This window comes from Bacteroidetes Order II. bacterium (assembly GCA_016788705.1).
Taxonomy (GTDB): Bacteria; Bacteroidota; Rhodothermia; order Rhodothermales; family UBA2364; genus UBA2364.
The window spans coordinates 19,562-41,675 of sequence record JAEUSQ010000065.1 but is presented as its reverse complement, the minus strand read 5'-3'; the positions used below and the strand labels follow the sequence as shown (position 1 = coordinate 41,675).

Annotated in this window: 20 protein-coding genes; 11 read left to right on the top strand and 9 right to left on the bottom strand. The window is 46.6% G+C overall.

Translation table 11 applies throughout. The features are described from left to right. Positions 1-17: 17 nt before the first annotated feature. The gene (locus tag JNN12_16955) at positions 18-620 is read right to left on the bottom strand and encodes a hypothetical protein (GenBank protein MBL7980030.1); all 603 of its coding nucleotides are present in this window, start codon (positions 618-620) and stop codon (positions 18-20) included. A gap of 40 nt (positions 621-660) precedes the next feature. Here JNN12_16955 and JNN12_16950 point away from each other — a divergent pair, with 40 nt between their 5' ends. Continuing rightward, a complete protein-coding gene (locus tag JNN12_16950) occupies positions 661-1,614 on the top strand; it encodes a methylenetetrahydrofolate reductase (GenBank protein MBL7980029.1) in 954 nt (317 codons plus the stop codon). Positions 1,615-1,701: 87 nt separating this feature from the next. Here JNN12_16950 and JNN12_16945 read toward each other — a convergent pair whose 3' ends face one another. The 3 genes from JNN12_16945 to JNN12_16935 all read right to left on the bottom strand — a co-directional run bounded on the left by JNN12_16945 (position 1,702) and on the right by JNN12_16935 (position 5,394). After that, the gene (locus JNN12_16945; protein ID MBL7980028.1) at positions 1,702-3,147 is read right to left on the bottom strand and encodes an aminopeptidase P N-terminal domain-containing protein; all 1,446 of its coding nucleotides are present in this window, start codon (positions 3,145-3,147) and stop codon (positions 1,702-1,704) included. Positions 3,148-3,324: 177 nt separating this feature from the next. Further along, positions 3,325-4,827, bottom strand: a complete 1,503-nt coding sequence (locus tag JNN12_16940; protein ID MBL7980027.1) for a UDP-N-acetylmuramate:L-alanyl-gamma-D-glutamyl-meso-diaminopimelate ligase — start codon at positions 4,825-4,827, stop codon at positions 3,325-3,327. 27 nt (positions 4,828-4,854) lie between these two features. Continuing rightward, a complete protein-coding gene (locus tag JNN12_16935; GenBank protein MBL7980026.1) occupies positions 4,855-5,394 on the bottom strand; it encodes a TlpA family protein disulfide reductase in 540 nt (179 codons plus the stop codon). A 94-nt stretch (positions 5,395-5,488) separates the two neighbouring features. Here JNN12_16935 and JNN12_16930 point away from each other — a divergent pair, with 94 nt between their 5' ends. The 4 genes from JNN12_16930 (at position 5,489) to JNN12_16915 (ending at position 8,664) form a co-directional block, all read left to right on the top strand. Beyond that, a complete protein-coding gene (locus JNN12_16930) occupies positions 5,489-6,247 on the top strand; it encodes a hypothetical protein (protein MBL7980025.1) in 759 nt (252 codons plus the stop codon). After that, positions 6,213-7,064 carry a hypothetical protein gene (locus JNN12_16925; GenBank protein MBL7980024.1) on the top strand — a complete coding sequence of 284 codons (852 nt, stop codon included), beginning with the start codon at positions 6,213-6,215 and terminating at the stop codon, positions 7,062-7,064. The genes JNN12_16930 and JNN12_16925 overlap by 35 nt, the downstream gene beginning before the upstream one ends. A gap of 77 nt (positions 7,065-7,141) precedes the next feature. Next, positions 7,142-8,032, top strand: coding sequence for a hypothetical protein (locus tag JNN12_16920; GenBank protein MBL7980023.1), 891 nt, complete (start codon positions 7,142-7,144; stop codon positions 8,030-8,032). Positions 8,033-8,079: 47 nt separating this feature from the next. Continuing rightward, a complete protein-coding gene (locus tag JNN12_16915; GenBank protein MBL7980022.1) occupies positions 8,080-8,664 on the top strand; it encodes a hypothetical protein in 585 nt (194 codons plus the stop codon). A 402-nt stretch (positions 8,665-9,066) separates the two neighbouring features. Here the strand turns inward: JNN12_16915 and ilvD are convergent, their stop codons facing one another. Continuing rightward, positions 9,067-10,749: a dihydroxy-acid dehydratase gene (gene ilvD, locus JNN12_16910; GenBank protein ID MBL7980021.1), complete on the bottom strand. Its 1,683-nt coding sequence runs from the start codon at positions 10,747-10,749 to the stop codon at positions 9,067-9,069. A gap of 140 nt (positions 10,750-10,889) precedes the next feature. Continuing rightward, the gene (rho, locus tag JNN12_16905; protein MBL7980020.1) at positions 10,890-12,002 is read right to left on the bottom strand and encodes a transcription termination factor Rho; all 1,113 of its coding nucleotides are present in this window, start codon (positions 12,000-12,002) and stop codon (positions 10,890-10,892) included. Between the two features lie 1,360 nt (positions 12,003-13,362). On the opposite strand from rho, the gene JNN12_16900 reads away from it, so the two are divergent. The 3 genes from JNN12_16900 (at position 13,363) to JNN12_16890 (ending at position 16,445) form a co-directional block, all read left to right on the top strand. Beyond that, complete coding sequence (locus JNN12_16900; protein MBL7980019.1) at positions 13,363-14,430, top strand: phosphoribosylaminoimidazolesuccinocarboxamide synthase; 1,068 nt, start codon at positions 13,363-13,365, stop codon at positions 14,428-14,430. A 261-nt stretch (positions 14,431-14,691) separates the two neighbouring features. Then, positions 14,692-15,735, top strand: coding sequence for an OmpA family protein (locus JNN12_16895; protein MBL7980018.1), 1,044 nt, complete (start codon positions 14,692-14,694; stop codon positions 15,733-15,735). Between the two features lie 41 nt (positions 15,736-15,776). After that, positions 15,777-16,445, top strand: a complete 669-nt coding sequence (locus JNN12_16890) for a hypothetical protein (GenBank protein MBL7980017.1) — start codon at positions 15,777-15,779, stop codon at positions 16,443-16,445. Between the two features lie 15 nt (positions 16,446-16,460). Here the strand turns inward: JNN12_16890 and JNN12_16885 are convergent, their stop codons facing one another. Together JNN12_16885 and JNN12_16880 are read right to left on the bottom strand one after the other, a co-directional pair. Continuing rightward, the gene (locus JNN12_16885; protein MBL7980016.1) at positions 16,461-16,751 is read right to left on the bottom strand and encodes a hypothetical protein; all 291 of its coding nucleotides are present in this window, start codon (positions 16,749-16,751) and stop codon (positions 16,461-16,463) included. A 2-nt stretch (positions 16,752-16,753) separates the two neighbouring features. Then, positions 16,754-17,284, bottom strand: a complete 531-nt coding sequence (locus JNN12_16880) for a hypothetical protein (protein MBL7980015.1) — start codon at positions 17,282-17,284, stop codon at positions 16,754-16,756. Positions 17,285-17,335: 51 nt separating this feature from the next. Between JNN12_16880 and radC the strand changes: the two genes are divergently transcribed. Both radC and trkA read left to right on the top strand, forming a co-directional pair. Continuing rightward, a complete protein-coding gene (gene radC / locus JNN12_16875) occupies positions 17,336-18,097 on the top strand; it encodes a DNA repair protein RadC (protein ID MBL7980014.1) in 762 nt (253 codons plus the stop codon). A 203-nt stretch (positions 18,098-18,300) separates the two neighbouring features. Further along, complete coding sequence (trkA, locus tag JNN12_16870) at positions 18,301-19,668, top strand: Trk system potassium transporter TrkA (GenBank protein MBL7980013.1); 1,368 nt, start codon at positions 18,301-18,303, stop codon at positions 19,666-19,668. On the opposite strand, the gene JNN12_16865 is transcribed toward trkA, so the two are convergent. Further along, complete coding sequence (locus JNN12_16865; GenBank protein MBL7980012.1) at positions 19,665-20,219, bottom strand: DinB family protein; 555 nt, start codon at positions 20,217-20,219, stop codon at positions 19,665-19,667. The two genes, trkA and JNN12_16865, sit on opposite strands and share 4 nt — an antisense overlap. A gap of 57 nt (positions 20,220-20,276) precedes the next feature. Here JNN12_16865 and JNN12_16860 point away from each other — a divergent pair, with 57 nt between their 5' ends. Beyond that, positions 20,277-22,097: a hypothetical protein gene (locus JNN12_16860; GenBank protein MBL7980011.1), complete on the top strand. Its 1,821-nt coding sequence runs from the start codon at positions 20,277-20,279 to the stop codon at positions 22,095-22,097. Positions 22,098-22,114 lie beyond the last annotated feature (17 nt).

The following is a 22,114-nucleotide window of genomic DNA, read 5'->3' as shown; positions in this document are numbered from 1 at the left end:
TTTTGGCCAACACCTGCTCAGATCATCTTCTGTGCCAAAGCATCTAACAAAAATGTGCTTATTTGTTGATAACCCTTCTGAAGGACAGTTTTAATGGGCACATTTTTGGATTCACCGATAGCCACTTTTGTTACATAACACGGCACACCATTAGAGGCGGCAACAAATACAATGGCATAGGACTCCATATCGCTGAGGTCGGCAATTTTTTGCCAGTACACCCGATCTTTTGGATCTTTTGAAACGTGTTCTTGGGTTACCAAAATGCCTTCTTTAAGGTGCTTAAACGGGGTTTCTAAGGAAAGTCGGGGATAAATGGGCATGGTGAACTCACTTCGGTCTCCTTCAAAGACTTGGGTACAAGCAATAAATTCGTTATTCTCAAATTGCGGATTGTATTTGGTAGCAGTTCCAATATGAAGAACTTTAGACGGCTTGGTACTTTTAATAATCTGTTCCGATCTTAAGGTTGCCTTAATTTTTCCAACCCCAGTAATGGCCACAATCAGGTTGTTGTCCTGATCATATTGACCCTCGGTGAGGCCATCAAAACGTCCGGCATGATACTGTTTAAGAAAATATTGTGCCTCCTGCTGGGTTGAAAAGATAATGGCTGTCATAATGATATTAATTACTTCCGAGGATACAAAAAAAGATATTATGAAAGTAATAGACATCATTCAGCGTGCCAAAAATCCCTTGGTCTCATATGAAATTATTCCCCCAAAACGTGGTGGAACTATTCAACAGATATTTGAACTGATTGAACCTTTGCAAAAATACACTCCGCCGTTTATAGATGTGACGAGTCATGCAGCGGAGGTTCAGTTCGAGGAATTGGCAAACGGGGTGGTTAAACGAACGGTGAAGCGTAAACGTCCTGGAACATTGGGACTTTGTGCCGCAATCAAGAGCAAGTTCGGAATTGAGACGGTTCCCCACTTGCTTTGTGAAGGATTTACCAGAGAGGAAACGGAGGATGCTCTGATTGAGCTAAACTATCTTGGCATTCAAAATGTTTTGGCGTTACGGGGAGACCATCATGGATTTTTAAAACCGCTTGCTAGTAATCGGTCAAGAAATACTTATGCAGCCGATTTGGTTCATCAGATTACCGCGATGAATAGAGGAGAATATTTGGAAGAAATGTTGGATGCTGCCAAAACAGATTTTTGTATTGGGGTGGCGGGTTATCCGGAAAAGCACTTTGAAGCGCCCAATATGCAGCGGGATATTCAGCATCTTAAGCTAAAAGTGGAGGCGGGTGCAGATTATATTGTGACGCAGATGTTTTTTGAGAATCGTCATTTTTTTGCCTTTGTGGATGCCTGTAGGGCAGCAGGTATTACGGTTCCCATTATTCCGGGTCTAAAGGTACTGACAAGTAAAACCCATCTTAAATCATTGCCAAAGAGTTTTTATTTAGAATTACCGGAACCCTTGGTGATGGAAGTGGAAGCTGCAACAAAAGAGCAAGTGCCCGAAATTGGAATGCGTTGGGCGATACGTCAGGCGGAAGAATTACTCTCGAATGGGCATAATGTCCATTTCTACATCATGCAACAAGCCAAACATATTGTACCTGTGGTGGACATGCTTCATAAGATGGCATAGGATAGGCAGGTGTCTGGTTAATAATAAAAATGGCGTACTTGTCATAAGGTTAACAAGTACGCCATGGATATTTCTTGTTTACGTGTACTATTTGCCGGAAAGTTTTCCGTTGGAAAGGTTGCCGATTCCTTTCTTGCGCATAGCTGCTTCTATGTCTGAAACCGAACGGGGTGCAATACCAGACAAGAGCTTCAACCCGTCTTTCGTGGCAAGGTAATCATCTTCAATCCTTACGCCAATATTCCACCACTTAGGGTCCACGTCTTCAGATGGTTTGATATAAATACCTGGCTCGATGGTAAAGACCATGCCTTCTTCGATTTTATTGCCGCCCCAATCATGCACATCTAATCCAATATGGTGCGCAACTCCGTGTAGGGTGAAATTCCGGAACTTGCTACGTTCTTTTAGTAGCCCCATTTCCATCAACCCATCAGCAATGACATTGTGTGCTACGATAGACAATTGATTGAGCGGAGTGCCGATTTTGCCTGCCTCGGCAGCGGCATTTTGTGCCTTCAAACACAATTCGTAGATGGCTTTTTGTTCAGGGGTGAATTTCCCGTTTGCGGGGAAGGTTCGGGTAATGTCGGCGGTATAGCCCATATATTCGGCAGCGGCATCAATTAAGACCATGTCTCCATCTTTGATCTGACGGCGATTGGTATTGTAGTGGAGGATGGTGGTGTTTTCACCGCTTCCAACAATGGACGGATATCCGGGGAAGGCAGCACCGTTTAGTTGATATACATATTCAAGCACTGCTTCTAATTGGTACTCAAACATGCCTGGCTCTGCGCTTTGCATGGCTTCAAGGTGTGCCGTAGCCGAAATGTCTATGGCTTTTTGGAGAACTTGCATTTCTTCCGGTTGCTTAATGCCGCGAAGGTCTCGTAGAATTTGTGGCAAGAGATCGCGGTTAGGGGCAAGTTTTCGTTCGGTAAACTGTGTTTTTAGATAAGTAATGGTCTTGGTAATGACAGGCATCCAACGTGGGTTGGGTGCATCAGCGCCTTCCAGACCATCTTGAAAAGGCATGTGGTATATTTTGAACTTATTGCTTTCCAATAACTTCCCAACCACTTCCTCGAATCGGGTATTGTCTATAGCGTGGGCAACGCCCAATTCCTTGATTGCCCGATCTGCTCCAAAAAGACGTCCGTTCCACGTTTCGGTTTGAGGGTTTCTGGGGGGGACAAAAAGTATTTCTTTTACCGTTTTGCCATCCACTTCTACGCCACTGGGTGCAAGGAGCAAAAAGGTTCCTTCTTCATGAGAGCCCGTGAGGTAATAGGTGTTCCTGTCTGGTTGGTATTCAAAATCGGTATCGTTAGAACGATTGCGGAGCGGATTGTTTAGGAAAAGTGCAAGGGCATCTGGCGGTAATTTGGCCATAACGGCTTCGCGGCGGTTTTTGGTGAAGGCCGCCGAGAGGCCCACGTCATAGCGTGCCGGATAGTCCGGTATGGTAGGTTGAGCAAATACCGGTACAGATACCGACAGTGCAATCAAAAGAAAAAAGAGTCGTTTCATTGGATAATAAATTTGGGATTGTGACGAATGAAAGACTGAAATATACAGTATTAGGTTACGCAATTGCACATCTGTGAACGCAAAAGGAAGAAGGGGCGTAAAAAGAATATAATAGCCGTAAAAAATAGGACATTGCTCTTTGCTATGTAAATGGTTTATAGGTAAAAATTAGTCCGATTACCCTTCTTTACGTGGTACAAACGATGTGTTTTCCCGAAGTATGTGGAGCAATTTGTCGTGGATGCCACCAAATCCGCCATTAGACATAATGAGCACGACATCACCTGGGCGAACCATTTGAACAAGGGCAGGAAGGAGTGCCTCGGCATGGGGGAAATGTGCGGCGCTGATGCCAGATGCACCAATACGATCGGTTACCTGTTGTACATCCATAAAATTAGCAGGGTCATCGTTATGGCGCAAGGGCGGTGCACTGATGAAAACAGCATCGGCGTGGTGAAATGCCTGTGCGTAGGCATCTTCAAAAACCTTTCGTCGGCTAGAGTTAGAACGAGGTTCAAAAACAGCAATCACCCTTCGACTGGGCCAGTGCTCCCGTATGGCGGAGAGGGTGGCTTCAACCGCAGTGGGGTGGTGGGCAAAATCATCTATTACAACCACGTCATTTTCGATACCGCGCACTTCCTGACGCCGCTTCAGTCCTTTAAAGGATAAAAAGGCAGCGGCAATTTCTTCAGGTGTTAAGCCTTCTGCCAGCGCAATGGTCAAAACGCCGAGAGCATTGGTCAGGTTGTGTTTACCGGACATCGGAAAAAACATTTCAGTAAGAGGTAACCCATCCACGATAGGCGTAAAAAATTGTCCTCCATCTACAGGTCGGATGTTGATCGCAGATACATGATTCTCCTTGAAATGTACTCCATAATAGCGGATCTGGGCTTGGGTAAATGGGGCAATGTTCCGTACAGCCTCTTCGTCGCCACAAAGTGCCAAAGTTCCTTTAGGGTTCACAATTCCTGCAAATTGTTCAAATGCCTCGCGATACATCTCCCAGGAGTCGTAGATATCTGCATGGTCATACTCCATAGCCGTCACAATGGCGCATGTGGGCTGATAATGCAGGAATTTTGGACGTTTGTCGAAATACGCACTGTCGTATTCGTCTCCTTCGACGATAAAATGAGTACCTTTTCCAACCTGATAGCTGGTTCCGGTGTTGGTCATCACACCCCCCACCAGGTATCCAGGGTCTTTGCCCGCATGGAGGAATGTATGTGCCAGAATACCCGTTGTGGTGGTTTTTCCATGCGTTCCTGCCACAACCAAGGCACGTTTGTCTTTGAGGAAGAAGTGGGCAAGGGCTTCTGGAAAAGACTGTTGTACCAACCCTTTTTGGCGTGCATACTGGGCTTCTGGGTGGGTAGGAATACAGGCATTGCCCGTGATAATCAAGTCGGGCGGGGGGGTCAAATGGGCTTCATCATAGCCTTCATGGAAGTCCACGCCCATCTCGCGCAGTCGTGTACTCATCGGAGGCCATGCGGCCTCATCTGCGCCAGATACATGGTAGCCAGCCTCTTTGAACAATCCTGCCATCGAGCCCATTCCTGTGCCGCAAATACCAATAAGATATACCGATTGGATTTCGGAAGCAGGGGGAACTTCGGGTCTTTGAAATATGCGAAGATGGGCATCCGGAAAGTCGGACAATGCTCTCATAATGGTTAGAAAAAACGTGTTTGTAAATTATGAACCTATGGCTTGTGCCAAAAGAGCTTGAAAGGCCAGTAGGCTTTGTTCACCCTGTACGCCTACCATCACCGATCCGTCTTTACGAATGACATAAGTGGTTGGGAGGACATCGGAAAGGGATGGATCCAGAAAAGACAGGTCTTGGTCTGGTGCTTGGCTATCTAATTGCCTGAACGTAAGTTTAAGGTTGTTTTTTTTAAGGAATTGCTGTACCTCTGCACCCTTATCTACGGGGTCATCTAATGACAAGGCCAAGACCGCCACATCGGGATTTTTTTCTGCAAAGGTGGCCAAGGCAGGTAATTCACGGATGCAAGGCGGACACCAAGTGGCCCAAAGGTTTAGAAAGACCACCTTGCCTTTTTGTTCTCCAATCCATTTTTTTACTTCAGGGCTGGAAATCAGTAGTTGGGTCTGTTGCTTGGCTTGAGATCCGGGCGGTTGTGGTTGGGTAGAATCTGTACAGCTTGTTAGCGTCGTCAAAAGAAAGATTACACCAAGGGTGAGGGGGTGAAACCGAATTATGCGTCCCATTTTTGTTTAATTAAAGTCGTTAAAGATTGATGGTAAGGACAAACTAAATTACGTAATTTTCAGATCATCCAAACCATCCTATTCTCATATCCATATGAACCTATTACGGAAAACGCTTTATTGGAGCTTGCTGGTCTTCTTTCCCCCATTGATGTGGGCACAGACAGGGGCCAATGCCTCCGAAGCAGGACGCGCCCTTTTACTGCGTGCGGTGCAATATTGTGGATCGCCAGAGGCCTTCAAATCCCTAAAAGTTTTACAGGTTCAGGCAACTTCCAAAATGTTTCAAACGGCTCCCCCAGTAGAAGTCAAGACCGATCGTGTGCAAGTTTTTCCGACCCGTGTGGCCACCCGTATGTATATGACGGGACAATTGGCCTCCGAAATTCTAGTCGGCGAACAGGCTTTCCACGTGGTGAATGGGGTACGATTTGAATTACCTCGTGCCGAGGCCCGGCGGATGCGTTCCTTGTTGTGGGCCGAATTGCCATTCCTTTTCATACATGCCAATGACCCGTCTCTTAAGGTTGAATTTGCTGGTACAAGTACCGTCGAAGAAAAACCTGTGGACGTTGTGCTCATTCTCCCACCAGGGGAAAAAGAGGTGGTTCAGCTCTATTTGGAAACCGAAACAGGCCGCCCCATTACCTTGATTTTGGCAGACCAAAGCAACCCGCAACGATCCGCAGTTTATTGGAATTTCGGAGATTGGCGCAAAACGGGTGGCCTACGTTTGCCGCATAAAGTTACGTTATTTACGAATGATAAAGCCATTCAGGAAACCCAATGGGATGCTGTTATGATCAATCCTGAAGTGGATGAAGCCATTTTTACGGGTAATTCAGATGAATAAAGTGCGGCATTGTTTGGCTTCTCACTTGTCTATGTATGGGATGGGTATGCTTCTGGTTTTGGTTGGTATTACAGGATGTCGGCCCTCAAATCCTCCTGAAGCAAAAGAAATCCTTTGGCAAGCCCGAAAAGCACATGGGTCCGAAATGCTCAAACGTGCAATTGTGCGGTTCGTGTTCCGAGGAAAATCTTTTGAGGTTCGACGCTTTGATGGGTTATTTCTCTACAAAAGACGTTATACAGACGCTGCTGGAACGGTAGAAGAAACCCTGTCGAATAGTGGCATCACCCAATCCATCAATGGCAAACCGCAGCTACTAGATGAAAAGGTAAAAGCGAAAATAGAAACTGATCTCAATTCGGTGGTTTATTTTGCTTTGTTGCCATTCAATTTAGCGGACGAAGCAGTACAGTCGGAGTATTTGGGGCAGGCAGAAATAGCAGGTGAACCATATCACAAGATTGAAGTTCGTTTTACCCCCTCCAATGGTGGCAAAGATTGGCAAGATCGGTATATTTATTGGTTCCATCAAAGTAGCGGTACGATGGACTACTTGGCTTACTATTATCATACCAATGAAACCGGATCACGTTTTCGTAAAGCGGTTCGGGTGCGTGATCGGTTGGGGGTACGTTTTGCGGACTACGAGAACTATGCGGATACCGAAAATACAGATCAGAAAATTCGTGAAGATTTGGTGTCTTTTCCAGTACGATTTGAACAAGGTAGGTTAAGGTTGCTTTCTGAGGTGAATCTGGAAGAGATTTCGGTTGTTCCATTGACCCAATCATGGTCCCCGGTGGAGGCGACCCATTGAGTTCGGACAATGCGAATAGTATATTTACAGGGATTTAACGTAAAGTCTAATACGGGCAATGTCTGGAAAAAAACCTTTTGGCTTTCGATAACGATACCCACCCCAATCAATCCACCAAAAAAACAGGAACCATTATGAGGTTGAATCGCTCTTTTATTATGCTGGGTATGCTCAGTTTGATTTTGTGGACAAGTGGGTGTAATCTGTTCAAGCGTAAACCGGTTACAAATTCTAACGGGAGTGGAAGTGCGGTGGTTAATCCGCCGCCCACGACGGTAAATCCACCCATGCAGCAAACCGTTTATGTGGGCACTTTCGATGACATTCGGACAGGTGGGATGTCTTTTGCTACGAGTCCGTCGTTTAGTCAGGCACGTTCGGCATTGTTATCGCGCTTTCCTAAAGTTCGCTTAGTAGCTCTGCAAACCCTTGCAGCAGAGAATTTAGACAGTGTTAAACTTTTGATTTTGCACGTTTTAAAAGGTCAACGTCAACAGATGACGGCTTTAAGCGTTGCAGAGCGGCAAAACCTGATCAATTTTGTGGCCAACGGAGGTTCGGTTTTGGTAATGACGGATCATATTGACTTTAATGATGCCAACCAGAGCCTGCTGACACCCTTCAATATGAGTAGCAGAGGAGTGGTGCGGGACATGAGTGTGGTTACGGTGACTTCACCCAGAAGCAATGCCGTTACCAATGGCCGTTTTGGGATTGTAAATAGTTTTTCGCAAAATTGGTCTGGTGGCTTTTCACGTGTGCCTTCAAATGCCCTTCGCATTGCTGGAAACCAGCAAGGAGATGCTTTGGTGGTCTTTGAACCCCGTGTGATCTCGAACATCGCGGGTGCAGCTGTTTTTTTCTCTGATGTGAGCAGTTTTGTTGATGATAAAGCAACAGGGCTGTATAGTACCAACGAAGTGCTATTTCTGAATACCATAGATTATTTACTGGGGGCGGCCCGTTAAAAACAACCAATTTTGAAAGCGGTTCGAGAGAGCCGCTTTTTTTATGTATGACCCAGTTATCCTTTCCTGCTTTTGTTCAAAAAGCACTTGATGATTTCTTGGAACCGCAAGAAGAAATTCGCTTTGCCGATTCAAGCGTTCGGGAAGCCATGTTACTTGACCTCCGAAAACCGCTCTTTCTGGCATTGGCATGGCTTGTATTTATTTTGGTTTTTTTATGGCTGCTCAACCCCGATTGGCCGCCAAGGTGGGGTGAATTTCCTACGTTCCCCAATTGGGTTGGAATAGGACTTGTTTTGTGGTCTATTGGGCGACTGCTCTGGATGCTCGAAATGGCCTATGAAGAAGTATGGTATTTTGTGACAGACCGCCGATGCATTGTTGTTGCAAAGGGCCATTTTATCACACATACCGATGACCTGTTTCCTGACCCAGAAACCGAAATTCGAGTGGAAGTACACCCAAATGGATGGGGAGAGGTGTTTTTTGAACGACTTCGCGAGGAAGACGATCATCGAAAGGTAGATTTGGAAATGTGTTTTTTTGGGATTCGTAACTATGTTGATGCGAAAAAAGCGTTGAAGGTGCTGTTGTTATCGGACCAATATGTGGGTAACAATCCGCTTAAATGAATTGTCTGTTTATTCGTTGAGGCATTTTAGGCTATTTGCAACGGTCTTTTGAGCATAATTAGTGTTTTCTGACTTGTTTTTTTGCTCTTTGACGGATACCACCCGTCTTCATGACCTTCGCGGGACGATGCCGGATGTACATTTGGCCGAAGAGAAAGCGGTTTATGGGTTTGGTAGCACTATCTGTACTACCAAACGTGGTGATAGACCATGATTGTTTTTGCGTCTAAAGGTATGGTCATTGATCGCAAAACCTGTAACCATAATCCGGGAATATGGTCTTTGATTTGCCAACGTGGATAGTATAGTCTCTTAAGATTTTCGGTGGGATGAAAGTCCGTCTCAGAGGCTATGGTTGGAAAGGCACGATGAAGCGCTTATTCATCGTGCCTTGTTTTTTTGTTACAAATCAGTGATACAACCCTCGCTGGCATTTTCTACATTCTTGATATATTTCCACAAATAGCCGCTCGAAACCCGGTAGGGTGGTTTGTTCCAAGCCGCTTTTCGGGTTGCGAGCACTTCTTCTGAAATTTCGACAGAGATGCTGTTGTTTTTTGCATCGAGCACAATGATATCGCCATCTTGGATGAGAGCGATTTCGCCTCCTTCCATCGCTTCGGGTGTCACATGGCCGACCACGAATCCGTGGGTTCCGCCCGAAAAGCGCCCGTCGGTAATTAGGGCTACCGAGTCACCCAAACCAGCACCCATAATGGCCGATGTAGGTTTCAGCATTTCGGGCATACCGGGTCCACCTTTTGGTCCAACGTATCGGATCACGACGACGTGCCCCGGTTTAACAAGGCCATCATAGATGCCATTATTAAGATCGGCCTCTGAGTCGAAGCAAATGGCTTTTCCGACAAAACGATCGCCTTCGTGCCCCGTTATTTTTGCTACAGCTCCTTCTTTTGCAATATTACCATACAAAATCTGAATGTGCCCTTCTGATTTAATGGGATTTGAAAGCGGGCGAATCAGGTCTTGGTCTTCCGGAAAATCTGGAACATTAGTTAGGTTCTCGGCAACGGTTTTTCCTGTAACCGTTAAACAACTTCCGTCTAATAAGCCTTCGCGGAGCATGAATTTCATCAAAGCAGGAATGCCCCCAATTTGAAAGAGGTCTTCCATGAGGTACTTGCCGCTGGGTTTCATGTCTGCAAGCAGCGGAGTGGTGTTTGAAATCTGTTGGAAGTCATCCATGCACAGTTCAATGCCTCCTGTTCTGGCAATAGCAATTAGGTGTAAAACGGCATTGGTGGAGCCACCCAGCACCGTAATCACCTTCATGGCATTAAGCAAAGAGGCACGTGTAATAATGTCTTTTGGTTTTATATCTTGTTCAATTAGCAACCTGATTGCGTCCCCCACTGTTTGGCATTCACGCCTTTTTGCTTCGCTTCGTGCTGGGCTGGAAGAACTGAAAGGCAGGCTCATGCCCATCGCTTCTATGGCCGAGCTCATGGTGTTTGCTGTGTACATACCCCCACAAGCGCCCGGACCGGGGCAGGCATTTTTGATGATTTCGCGGTAGTCTTCTTCATTAATTTTGCCCTGAAGTTTTTTACCATATGCTTCGAATGCCGAAACAATGTTTAGTTTTTCCCCTTTATAATGACCACCACTGATGGTTCCGCCATACACCATAATGGCGGGGCGATTCATCCGAAGCATGGCCATGATTGCACCCGGCATATTTTTATCACATCCGGCGGTAAAGAGCAGGCCGTCATAAAAATGCGCGCCCGTGATAGATTCGATGGAGTCGGCAATAATTTCGCGGGAAGGCAGCGAATAGCGCATTCCGTCGTTGCCATTGGTAATTCCATCACTAACACCAATGGTGTTAAAGATGAGACCTACCATGCCGGCTTCCTGTACACTTTTCTTTTGCAAAGAAGCAAACATGGCAAGGTGCATATTGCAAGGATTACCATCGAAGCCCGTGCTTCCAATGCCAATGAATGGCTTGTCAAGGTCTTCATATGGAACACCAGAGCCGATGATCATGGATTGGGCAGCGGGTAGGGATTCGTCTTGGGTAAGCAAGCGACTATACTTGTTGAGCGTTTTTTCGGACATGGGTTATGGAGGTCAAGGTTCTGTATGAATGCATTTACCAAAGATAAGACCGTTCACCTGCAAAAACGATGTGAGGTAAAAAAGAAGAAAGCGGCCTTCTTTTGGAAAGTCGCTTTCAAGGGTGTCTGTTTACGTATTTTTTACCGTGTTGGGGCAATGTCGTGCAGCAATTCCTCGTTAGAACTCGTTTGGTTGATGCGTTTAATCAGCGCTTGTCCAGCCTCTATAGGGTGTCGCATGTTCAAAACCCGCATCAGTGTATGCTGCCGGTAGGTGAGGTCGCCGAGCAACTGGTCTTCGTTTCGCGTTCCAGAACGTCGCACATTAATGGCCGGAAAAATGCGTTTATTGGCCATTTCGCGGTCCAAAACAATTTCGCAATTGCCCGTTCCCTTAAATTCTTCTAAGATCACCTCATCCATGCGGCTGCCTGTATCGGTGAGTGCGGTGGCCACAATCGTTAGCGAGCCTCCTCGTTCTAATTTTTTTGCGGCACCGAATATACGCCGAGGGATGTTGAGTGCGCGTGAGTCTAAACCACCTGAAAGCGTGCGACCACTCCCTGCATTAAAAAGATTGAACGTTCTGCCAAGGCGGGTAAGAGAGTCAATTAAGAAAACCACATCACGGCGCATTTCTACTAGGCGCAAGCAGTACTCCAACGCAAGGGTGGAAACCCGAACATGGTTGTCTTCTTCTCGGTCGTTAGAGGAAGCAAAAACCATTGCAGGAATGTTGCGTTTAAAGTCAGTCACTTCTTCTGGACGTTCATCCACCAAGAGTGCTACCAGGGCCGCTTGAGGATGATTTTGATGAATTCCGCGTGCAATGCCGTGCAAAATCATCGTCTTCCCACTTCGGGGCGGGGAAACCACCATCGCACGTTGTCCTTTTCCAATAGGCGCAACAATGTCTATCATACGCATTGGAATGTCTTTGGCATTGGTGACTAAATTCCATTTCTCGTTGGGGTAAACCGTGGGCTCGTTTGCATCCAAAGGGATTTTTACCCAGCGGTCAACTGGAATACCCATTACTTTTTCTACGGTCTTAATGACCATATCCCCTTTTTTACCCGGTACGGCGGTTCCTTCGATGGTAACACCGTCTCGCAAATGGAATCGTTTAATCATGGGCGGGGGAACAAATGGATCCAACTCACCTTTAGGTAAGTCGTGGCGCAAGGTTCGTACAAATCCAAATTTTTTATCCCCGATGAGCTCCAGCAGACCGGTAAAATATTGTTCTTCCATCAAAACGATTCGGGTTTTAGGTTATCAGGTGCCTAAGATTTTGTTTATCCCGCGAAATACGGCTTTCGGTTGCTTATTTTGCCGGAACAACCGAGAAGGGAAACGTCATCATACGCAATGGGATCAATCGGGCATATACGTTTGAAAGCGCGGATGATTGGCCGATATGCGCTCAAAATAAGGCGGATGGATATTTGTTTGCAATAAAATGTCTCGTTCCGCAAAGTATTCAAAGGAAGGACAAAAAATGTTTATGGTTACGATTTCAGTAGTGGCTACCATGATTCTGTTGCGTCATTCGGTGTCCCGACTTCGCGCATTTGTGGACCTGTTGGCTGCTTCTGGCTATGACCGCTTTGTTTTCCGATTCAGGCTGGGAGAGGTGTCCTCTATGGTTTTGGCGATTCGTCATATTTTAGGGGTGATTGTTTCTGGCGGAACCGCATTTGCTATTGGGCATGGGGATATGGCGGTGGCAGGTCTGCTGGTGCTGGTTATTGCCAGTTTGTTTATACCAAAACAAAGGTTCCCGGCCTGTTCTTTAACCACTATAGCCCCGCATAGAAGGAAATGGATCTTTAAAGCATCGCTGGTATTTCTTTTACTTCCGATCCTAATGGGCGGAGCATTGTGGTGGATTTCTATCAAGGCAATGGGTTGGGCATTTTATATTTTAGGATTGGTGATTGCCGATATTGCGATTCCGCTTTGGGTGAACATGGCGGCACGTATCATGGGGTGGAAAGAACGATCAAGCTCAAAAAAAAGCATCCGAAATCTTAAACGCATCTTGCGTACCAGAAAAGACTTGGGGCGGGTATTTGTGTGGGGAAACAAAGAAGATTATTTAACCTTTGTTCGCTACTTGCATGCGTATATTCCAATGCTATATACCCATGATTATTGCACCTTTCCGGAAGAGGTGGCCCTCTATCTGGAAAATGACCTAAAGCCGGAACACCGGCTGGCTGTCGTCTTGGTTGGGTGTGAAACCGAGCACAAAGCCGAACTTTCTGCGTTTCAAAAACTACATCGTTTATGGTCTCCAGACGTGGTGTTGGTTCTGCCCACATCGCCCGAAGATACCACATTATCCGTTGTGTTACGCACCGTAAGGCATCAAGACGCGGTAGTTTTTCATGCAGATGATCCGAGAACCGAAAAAGATGCCCTTTTTTCTGAGGGCAAAAATTGGCTGGTTTCTTCGCAAGGTGCTGCCGCAGATATACAGTTGTTTGAGCAGCCAGAGATGCCGGAATGGATATTCTTACGGGACGAACAGGCTACTTGGTATCGGCTGAGGAACACAGGTCAGAATGGAAAAGCCTACCTGAATGCGGTGTTATATACCGTTGCCTTAATGCGTATTGCTGGAAAAGAACTTCCCTTTGAACCAACTGAAGAGCCTGTGTTTGTGAACCGCCAAAAGGCCACCTTCTCGGTGGAACCCAGTCTGAAATCTGCCATACAGGATCATATGGAACATGCATTGGTCAAGACCGAACTGGGCGACTTTGGCATCCAGTATCGGGGAAAGGTCCGAGATACCTATGCAGTACATGGGAAATTGATTCTGGTCTCGACCGATCGTATTTCGGCGTTTGACCATGTTCTGGCTGAAGCCATCCCATTTAAAGGGCAGGTATTAAACCAATTGGCTGCGTATTTTTTTGAACATACCGCCGATGTCGTGCCCAATCATGTATTGGCGGTTCCAGACCCGAATGTGACCATTGGGGTGCAGTGCCAAATTGTGCCGATAGAATTTGTCGTGAGAGGGTACTTGGCTGGGCATGCAGCCCGAACGTACCAAACGGGAAAACGAGAATTGTGTGGGGTTTCATTAGTAGATGGCCTAATTCCACACCAAAAACTCCCCCATCCCATTTTAACCCCTACTACAAAGGCAGCCGAAGGCCACGATATGGACATCAGCCGTGAAGAAATCCTTGAATTGGGGATCCTGACCGAAGCGGAGTTTGATACATTGAAGGTTATGGCGTTGCGCCTGTTTAATCGCGGTACCGAAATGGCGCTGGAGCGTGGGCTTTTGTTGGTGGATACGAAGTACGAATTCGGAAGAGACCCAATGGGACGTTTTGTGGTGGCAGATGAAGTGCATACCCCGGACTCTTCCCGCTATTATTTGGCAGAATCTTATGAAGCCTTTTTGCATAAGGGCGAATCGCCAAGGCAACTCTCTAAAGAATTTGTACGGGAATGGCTGATGGAACGTGGGTTTCAGGGGAAAACAGGGGAAAACATGCCACACTTAGACGAAGCCTTTCGCGAAATGGTCGCATTGCGGTATATGGAACTCTTTGAACGAATTACAGGGAGGGCGTTTGTCCCTGATGCCGATCCATGTCCGGAAGATCGGATTCGGGGAAATTTGCAACGTTTTTTTCAGGACAGTTCTACTCTATAAATGCCTTATTTTTTTTGGGGGGGCTGAAGAAAATCTTTCACCAATTTACAAAATTTGTTCAGACAAACAACTTATGTGTAAAATATTATCCCTAATGTATTGTTTTCTTTATGGTTGTGTACTATAATGCAGAAAGGGTTAAAGGGGGCTTAGATCATTAAGTGGCATTCAGGTTAATTTATGTCTAAGCTAAACTTTTTCCTATATCCAAACACCTAATCATATTGTAATTCTTGTCCACCCTTAAACCAAATTGAATATATGTCTAACCTGATGAAACTCCTTCTGGGGTTGTTGGGGGTGTTGATATTGTCGTTTCTTTGTACTTCTTGTCATCATTCTGCGATAGAGGCCAAGTTACAAAGGGCGGTTAGTGCAAACCTTCAATCGCCGGAATTTACGGGGGTTACCCCTGTTTTTGACGGGGCAGTGGGGACGTTGACCGGGAGCGTTCCTACAAAAACGGCTGCTGATGCGGCCCTAGCTGCTGCACAGCATGCTGCTGGGTTTCTGTTTCCTATTAAAAACAACCTTTCCATTGCCGGTACCTCATTAGCTGCGGATAACGGAGAGATTGCCAGTTTAAATGTCGGCTTTGATGCCAATGGCATGGTGGTTCTTTCTGGAATTGTACCGGATGAAGACACGAAAAATAAAGTGCTAAAGGCTGCTCAAGAAAAATTTGGTGCCGAAAAAGTATTAAATCAATTGGTTGTAAAGCCCGGTATTACTGATTTTGGTGCCGATGTCGGGCCATTGGTTGGAACTTTTCTCTCCAAAGGAGCGCTATTGAAGGGTGGAAAATTGAATATCACGGGCGATACGGTCAGTTTGGACGGCGAGGTGCAGTCGGATGCCATAAGGACAGAGTTGGAAAGTGCTGCGAAATCGGCCTATCCAAAAGCAAGGATACAAAATAATTTAGTGGTTAAGGCCCCTGAAAATACGCAATTACAATCCGACCTAAATGAACTTACCCTTCAAAATATTGAGTTTGAGACAGCGAGTGCAGTGATCAAACCTGCTTCGATGACGCTTGTCACCAAGGCAGCGGGTTATCTAAAGCAATATGCCGCCAATGCCGTTGAAATTCAAGGGCATACAGACAGCCAAGGCGATGCAGCGAAAAACCTGACCCTCAGCCAGCAACGGGCCGAAGCAGTTAAAGCCGCACTTGTCGCTCAGGGAGTCCCCAATCCAGATCGGTTGACGGCCAAGGGCTATGGTCAATCCAATCCCGTAGCGGATAATAAAACCGCTTCGGGTCGTCAGAAGAACAGGCGCGTAATGTTTGTCTTGCGTTAACCTAAACCATCCCTTTGTCACCTTCTAAACTTTGAAATATCATGACGTTACTTTGGTCTGAAATACTTATTTGTCTCCTGCTTGCTTTTTTATTGGGCCTTTTGATTGGCTGGTGGATTTGGAGCCGCCGGAAAGAAACGGTTCAAGAAGTCCCGGCAGATGATACCCATTGGCGTAACTTGGAAGCAGACCTTCGGGCTAAGTTGTCTTCCAAAGACGAAGAACTAAGTGGTCTTCGTAGCAAAGTAAACAGACTTTCTGCGGACCTTTCAGCTTGCAATGATAAAGTGGTCGGCCTTACACGTGCAAACACCGAACTTGCGGCATCTGCCCCCACATCCGTCATGCCAGCGTTCCCTTCGGGGGGTGCCACTGTGGTTTCTGGATTTACAGCGTTTACGGAAGAAGACGAAGGTCTCCCGTCTGCACCTCCTGAATTGCCCACATGGATGCCGCGTGCCGGAGTTGGGGAAAAAGAAGACCTAAAAGAAATTGTGGGGGTAGGCCCCTTCTTGGAGAAAAAGCTTAATGCCTATGGCATTTATACCTTCCGTCAAGTGGCTGCACTCACGAAAGACAACATTAAAGAGGTTGGTGCAACATTTGGTGCGTTTCCAGATCGTATCGAGCGGGAGGAGTGGGCACGTCAAGCCCGCGAATTACACGCCAAATATCATGGCGGCGAAGAATTGCCTAAGTTTTCAAATTAAGGCACTTATTTTGGCTTATAGATCCCCGTCCATCTTCTCGGTGGCGGGGCTTTTTGTTGCTTCACCTCGCCCATACCGATTGGAAAAGTGCTGCCCCACTCTATAACACATTTCCCGATATGCACGGGCGCTCATCCAGCGTTGCCCATCTGTATAAGCGGGTCGTAAGTAATACGTCCCTTCATAATGAATTGGTGTACCATAAACACAGCAAATACTACACGAGGCTTCGCTGCGTCGCCATTTTTTTCGGTGCCAATTTGCCTGTGCCAGGGTTTCCCAATCAGGTTCTATCGCTTCGGGCATGGTTAAAATCGTGGAATTTTGTCTTCGTCAATAAGATGGGGCCTGTGAAAGTTCCAAACTTCGGCATCGAGCAAGAACATCCCGTCAGATTGTACCCGCCAAACCTGAAGATAGGCGGTTACCCGCCATTTTCGTAGGGACAGGTGTGACCGTACTTTCCAATAGGCCAGCCCTGTTTCATAAATCATGAATTCATTGCCATTCACTGTAAGGCTTTGTTTGCGCAGGTCCAACACCTCATCTATCTGTTTTTTCCACCATCCTTCCAAATGGTTTTTACCAACAACAAAACCTTGATTGGGAGCGGAAAATCGTGCTTGGGAGGTATATAAGGCTGCTATTTGTGCGGGATTTCTGCTTTGGATCGCTTCTCGGAACCGATTATTTCTTTCTGAAACGGTTTCACGGGTTTTAATGGCTGTTGCAGATGCGGTGTCGGGGGGCGCTTGGCAGGATGAGAGCAACCATACCAATAGAAATGCCAAAAAGATGGGAAGTTTTTCGCCGTAGTAGGTTATAAAATTATGCTGCATCTTGTCTGAAATGCTAAATCGGGTATTTTTTGAACTTAGATACAACAATCCATGAAATCCGTTCCCTACGAAGCAAAGGACACACAACAAGAGGCCCTGCCAGATCAAACTGAGGTTCGCCCATACCTCCCCATCCACCAATGGCATGTTTCAGACAGACCAAGGGAAAAGTTGGTGGTGGGTGGGGTAAGAAATTTATCCGATTCCGAACTGATTGCCTTGATTTTTGGTAATGGGACAACCACGAAATCGGGTTCTCTTTCTGCGTTGCAGTTAGGACAACAGTTGTTAAACGAATATAAAACGTTGGGTGGCCTTTCGCATAGGAGTTTAAAGGAATTAACGGGAATGAAGGGCATCGGTACGGCCAAAGCCTCCCAGTTGTTGGCCGCATTCGAGATTGGTAAACGGGTAGAGGCCGAAATCCCGGAAGAGCGGCCTAAAATCACCGGACCGGAGGATGTCGCACGTATTTATGGGCCACGGATGCGGGATTTACCCGTAGAAATATTTCGGGTGGTCTTGTTAAATTCTTCAAACCGAATCCTGGGCGACAAAGAAATTCACCGGGGTGGATTGGCGGCAAGCCTCGTGGATGTTCGGGAAGTCTTCCGACATGCCCTTTTGGAAAAAGCAACGGGCATTATTTGTCTGCACAATCATCCTTCTGGAAATCCGGAACCAAGTCGGGAAGACATTAAAGTGACCCAAAAATTAGTGGAGGCAGGTAAAATCATGGATGTACGGGTTCATGACCACCTTATTATCGCCGGACGATCTTTTACTTCTTTCGTCAATCGTGGGCTGATCTAATCGGGGGATCAAGACAAACTTACTGTCTTCAGGAAGGGTACTGCCAAGAGGCACAGGTGTTGGCTTTGCGAAAATATGATGTTATAAGGTGCTTGCGGTTGCCAAAAACCAACGTGCTGTTTTGATTCGTGGCGGTTTGGCTTATCTTCGGATACCTCCCACCATTCCGAAAATGCCATACCCATTGTTCCACACAAACCATCATGAAAGTTGTCGTAATAGGGGCTACGCAAATTGGCGTTGAAATAGCCCGGATGCTTAGTAACGAGAACCACGAAGTAACGGTGCTCGATGAATCCGACGATCGTTTACAAAATGTTCGGGATCAGTTGGAAGTTTTTACCCATCAAGGATATGGCACCTCTGTTTCCGATTTACGGATTTCAGGTGTGAACCGGGCCGATTATGTGATTGCGGTTACAGGGGATGAACAGAATAACATTATTGCGTGCATGCTCACCAAGCGTATGAATGAGCAGGTGCGTACCATCGCCTGTTTATTTTCAGCGGAGATGTTCGAGCAAGCCCCATTTGCCGAATGGGATATAGACTATGTGGTGCATCCAGAGGAAAGTACGGCAAACCAAATTCTACGGCTTATGCGGCGGGCTGGAGCTACCGATATTACCCCATTTGCAGACGGACAGGTTATGTTGATTGGCCTTCGGTTGACCTCTAAGGAACTGATTAATCAGACCGTGCGCCAGATGGTGATGAGTAACGCCCATGCAACTTTCCGTTTAGTGGTGATACAACGGAATACCCAGACCTTGATTCCACAAGCCGATACCATCCTAAAGCGAAATGATCACCTGTTTTTCCTAGCAAAATCCGATGACGTACCAGCTGTTATTAAGCTTACCGGAAACACCGAACAACAGGTTCAGGACATTATGATTCTGGGGAATTCGGAGGTTTCCCGAAATGTTGCCAGGGTGCTTAATAATCTCTATGTGGGCGGAGGACGAGACCGCCGGAAGCACATCAAAATGATTGAGCCAGACCGCAACCGCGCCGAGAAAATCTCCAATGAACTGGAGCATGTACTGATCATCCATGCGCCTTTGTACAATATAGACATGTTGACATCGGAAGGCTTAGACAGTGTTGATGTTTTGGTTGCTGTTACCGATGATGCCGAATTGAACCTGATGACCAGCCTGTTGGCCGCCCACTATGGGGTTAAAAAAACGATTGCGGGGGTCTCGCAGAGCAGTTATATACCCCTTACCAATGCAGTAGAATTGGATTCTATGGTAAATGCAAATTATGCAACTTCGCGAGACATCATGAACTTTATCCGTAGCCAAGGGCAAAACAGTATTGCAGCTGTTCCAGATGTGGACGCCGAGATATTGGAATTGGTTGCGGGGGAGCGAGCTTCTATTACCAAAGGACCACTCCGTTCACTGATTTTACCAAGGGGGATGGTGATTGGATATGTCCAAAGTGGGGACAAAGCTGAAGTGGCCACTGCCAATACGCAGATACACGAAGGAGATCAGGTGGTACTTTTTGTCTTACCACACTTGGTAGAAGAAGCACGTTATTATTTTGAAGGGATTCGCTAAACCGCTGATGATTGTATGCTGCTGGTAGTAGATAAAATATTGAGGTATCGTACCCGAACCACTTCCATATGATGTTCTACATGGCCCGCCATCATATAGGCAAGGGCGCGTACACTGGTAGAATGGCCATTGGAGATACCCATTCGTACAACCTCATCCGGATTGAACGTGGTTATTAGATCTAAACTGGCCCTTCGCATATGTATAAAACGTGCCACTAAACGGCCCATCGAGAATTTATTAAAACGGGCACAGGCCACATATTGGTTTTCGTCGAATCCGGGCAAATTTGTCTGGTCGCCTCTTGCAATGCGGAGTGCCCGATAAGCAAAAATCTGTTCGGTGTCTGTGAGGTGTCCGAGTACTTCTTTCAGGCTCCATTTAGTATCTGCGTAACGAAAATGGGCCATTTCATCGGATAAGCCACCAAAGAGCAATTGAACTTCGCCCATTTGTGACTTCAATGTATGGGTCAAATCGCCATGTTGGAGGGCTATTTGAATATAATGCTCAAAATATGGGGCATATTCTTGGGTGCAGGGGGGTGTCATAGATGGTCAATCTTTTGGGGTAAGGATACAGAAATATACAATGGGAAAAGGCAAAAAATGAAAATAAAAAAATGCCTCTTGGCGATAAATGGCTGCGTGGCTGTCTTTCTTTTAATGAGCAAGATGGTATTGGCACAAGAGGGGGCTGCACCTCGGCATTTTCCATATACTGGAAAAGTGAACGCACTTGTTGTATTGGTGCAAACACAAGAAGACCGTTTTGAACATTGTGCTCAATATACACATGATGAAGATGGGGTCCCGAAGTATCAGGGCGTGGCCTATGTACCCCACTGTTCAGAAAGGAAAGGACACAAGGATCAATGGAAAATTGGATCTTTTCAGTCATGGACAGACGATCCGAGAACCGAATGGCCTTTAGACACCTTAGATATTTTGCCTAACCGCCGTAAGCTACCTTATTGGGCGAAAGGAGGCCGACTGATAGATCCGCCTGGTAAACGTACCGTAACATCCGGTTCATTGACAGATTTTTACCATCTAATGTCCGGAAATCGTCTTGATTTCAGGGGTGTGGTATATCCCTATGTGTATGTCCATCGTCACCCCCAAAAGCACTATTTTGAGCGGCCTGCGCCGTTCACGAACGGGGTCGTAAAAATGGCGCACGAAGTCATCACGTTTGTAGGGGCGCATCCCGAAAACCTGCCACTAGACCATTCTGCGCTGTGGGACACTTATCGCAACGGGGTTGGAGCAGATCGGACACCGGATGGTAAGTTTGATATGATCATTTTGGTTTATCGGTTCAATGCGTTTCGGGACGTCATTCAGGGAAGCGGGATTAGTTCGTTTGGGACATCAGGTGGGGAAGATGGTTTCGCGGTGTCGCCGATAAAGTTGGGCGATCTGGACGTTGTGGAAGGGTATCCGCATGGTTCCGGTGTAATTGCAAGGGGCAATTCACACAAAGAAGCGCTTCGCGTCATCGTACACGAGATTGGGCATCGTTATTATGGTGGACACACCAATTCGGCCTTTGATGTGATGGGGTATGGCTCTTATGCCTTTTATGGGGCCGGAAATCGGTTACAACTGGGATGGGTACAGGCCGATACCCTCGATCTGGCAACGATGCGGCAACGGGGAGTAAATGTCATGCGTTTGGGGCTGGCTGGGGTGCGCACCAACAAAGTACTACGAATTATTGACGGGATGCCTCGATGTGGTGACTTGATTGTGGAAGCGCGGTTTTGGGATAATTTTTTCGATCAACCCTCAAATGGCCTAAACGCGGACGGAGATGGTGGGGATGCTTCCCTGCCACAAGAAGGATTGTATCTGCATAAAGCCGCAGGCAACAATTGTGGTGGCGCACCCTTTATGAGTTTAGAAAATACCGGATGGGACGTACACCACAAGCAGCTTTTTGTTGAAGGGGTAAAGGGGGCTTTGGCGCGTCCGGCCTTTGTGTCGGATAAAGTATATTCACCCTTTTCTGCCATGCGTTTTCCTTTTCATCGAAACCCGGAAATGGATAAAAATTTGGGTATTGCACATATCAAACGTTTTGGAAATACCTTCCGGTTTTCGGTGTATTCCGATTACCTCCGATATCAGAGTGCTTTCGAGAAACCATTGACAAGTCCGTTGGCGTTCGATGGCGATGCCGTTGGAAGGAATGACAGTGCCTTCTGGTTATTGGGTGGTCGGTTTTTGCTGAAGGACAACCTGGTTTTTGCATCGCCTGCTCGATTTGGGTTCTTGCCCGGTGCGAAAATCCGGTTTAAGCAGGGCGGTCTCTTAGAAATGGGGTGCTTGAGCGCGGAGGGAATGCCCGTAAAACAGGTCATCCGGGCATTTGGTCTAACATGGTCACAGCTAAAACCCTATTTCGAAGGGAAGTGCCGCCCATAAAAAATAAGCCGAGCAAC

Bases quoted from the DNA above. Each gene is read 5' to 3' on its own strand.
- ilvD (MBL7980021.1), bottom strand. From the start codon at position 10,749: ATGTCCGAAAAAACGCTCAACAAGTATAGTCGCTTGCTTACCCAAGAC.
- JNN12_16940 (MBL7980027.1), bottom strand. From the start codon at position 4,827: ATGAGAGCATTGTCCGACTTTCCGGATGCCCATCTTCGCATATTTCAA.
- JNN12_16865 (MBL7980012.1), bottom strand. From the start codon at position 20,219: ATGACACCCCCCTGCACCCAAGAATATGCCCCATATTTTGAGCATTAT.
- JNN12_16900 (MBL7980019.1), top strand. From the start codon at position 13,363: ATGCGTATTGCTGGAAAAGAACTTCCCTTTGAACCAACTGAAGAGCCT.
- JNN12_16885 (MBL7980016.1), bottom strand. From the start codon at position 16,751: ATGCCCGAAGCGATAGAACCTGATTGGGAAACCCTGGCACAGGCAAAT.
- radC (MBL7980014.1), top strand. From the start codon at position 17,336: ATGAAATCCGTTCCCTACGAAGCAAAGGACACACAACAAGAGGCCCTG.
- JNN12_16880 (MBL7980015.1), bottom strand. From the start codon at position 17,284: ATGCAGCATAATTTTATAACCTACTACGGCGAAAAACTTCCCATCTTT.
- JNN12_16890 (MBL7980017.1), top strand. From the start codon at position 15,777: ATGACGTTACTTTGGTCTGAAATACTTATTTGTCTCCTGCTTGCTTTT.
- JNN12_16895 (MBL7980018.1), top strand. From the start codon at position 14,692: ATGTCTAACCTGATGAAACTCCTTCTGGGGTTGTTGGGGGTGTTGATA.
- JNN12_16915 (MBL7980022.1), top strand. From the start codon at position 8,080: ATGACCCAGTTATCCTTTCCTGCTTTTGTTCAAAAAGCACTTGATGAT.
- JNN12_16935 (MBL7980026.1), bottom strand. From the start codon at position 5,394: ATGGGACGCATAATTCGGTTTCACCCCCTCACCCTTGGTGTAATCTTT.
- JNN12_16925 (MBL7980024.1), top strand. From the start codon at position 6,213: ATGAAGCCATTTTTACGGGTAATTCAGATGAATAAAGTGCGGCATTGT.
- rho (MBL7980020.1), bottom strand. From the start codon at position 12,002: ATGGAAGAACAATATTTTACCGGTCTGCTGGAGCTCATCGGGGATAAA.
- JNN12_16955 (MBL7980030.1), bottom strand. From the start codon at position 620: ATGACAGCCATTATCTTTTCAACCCAGCAGGAGGCACAATATTTTCTT.
- JNN12_16930 (MBL7980025.1), top strand. From the start codon at position 5,489: ATGAACCTATTACGGAAAACGCTTTATTGGAGCTTGCTGGTCTTCTTT.
- JNN12_16945 (MBL7980028.1), bottom strand. From the start codon at position 3,147: ATGAAACGACTCTTTTTTCTTTTGATTGCACTGTCGGTATCTGTACCG.
- trkA (MBL7980013.1), top strand. From the start codon at position 18,301: ATGAAAGTTGTCGTAATAGGGGCTACGCAAATTGGCGTTGAAATAGCC.
- JNN12_16860 (MBL7980011.1), top strand. From the start codon at position 20,277: ATGAAAATAAAAAAATGCCTCTTGGCGATAAATGGCTGCGTGGCTGTC.
- JNN12_16950 (MBL7980029.1), top strand. From the start codon at position 661: ATGAAAGTAATAGACATCATTCAGCGTGCCAAAAATCCCTTGGTCTCA.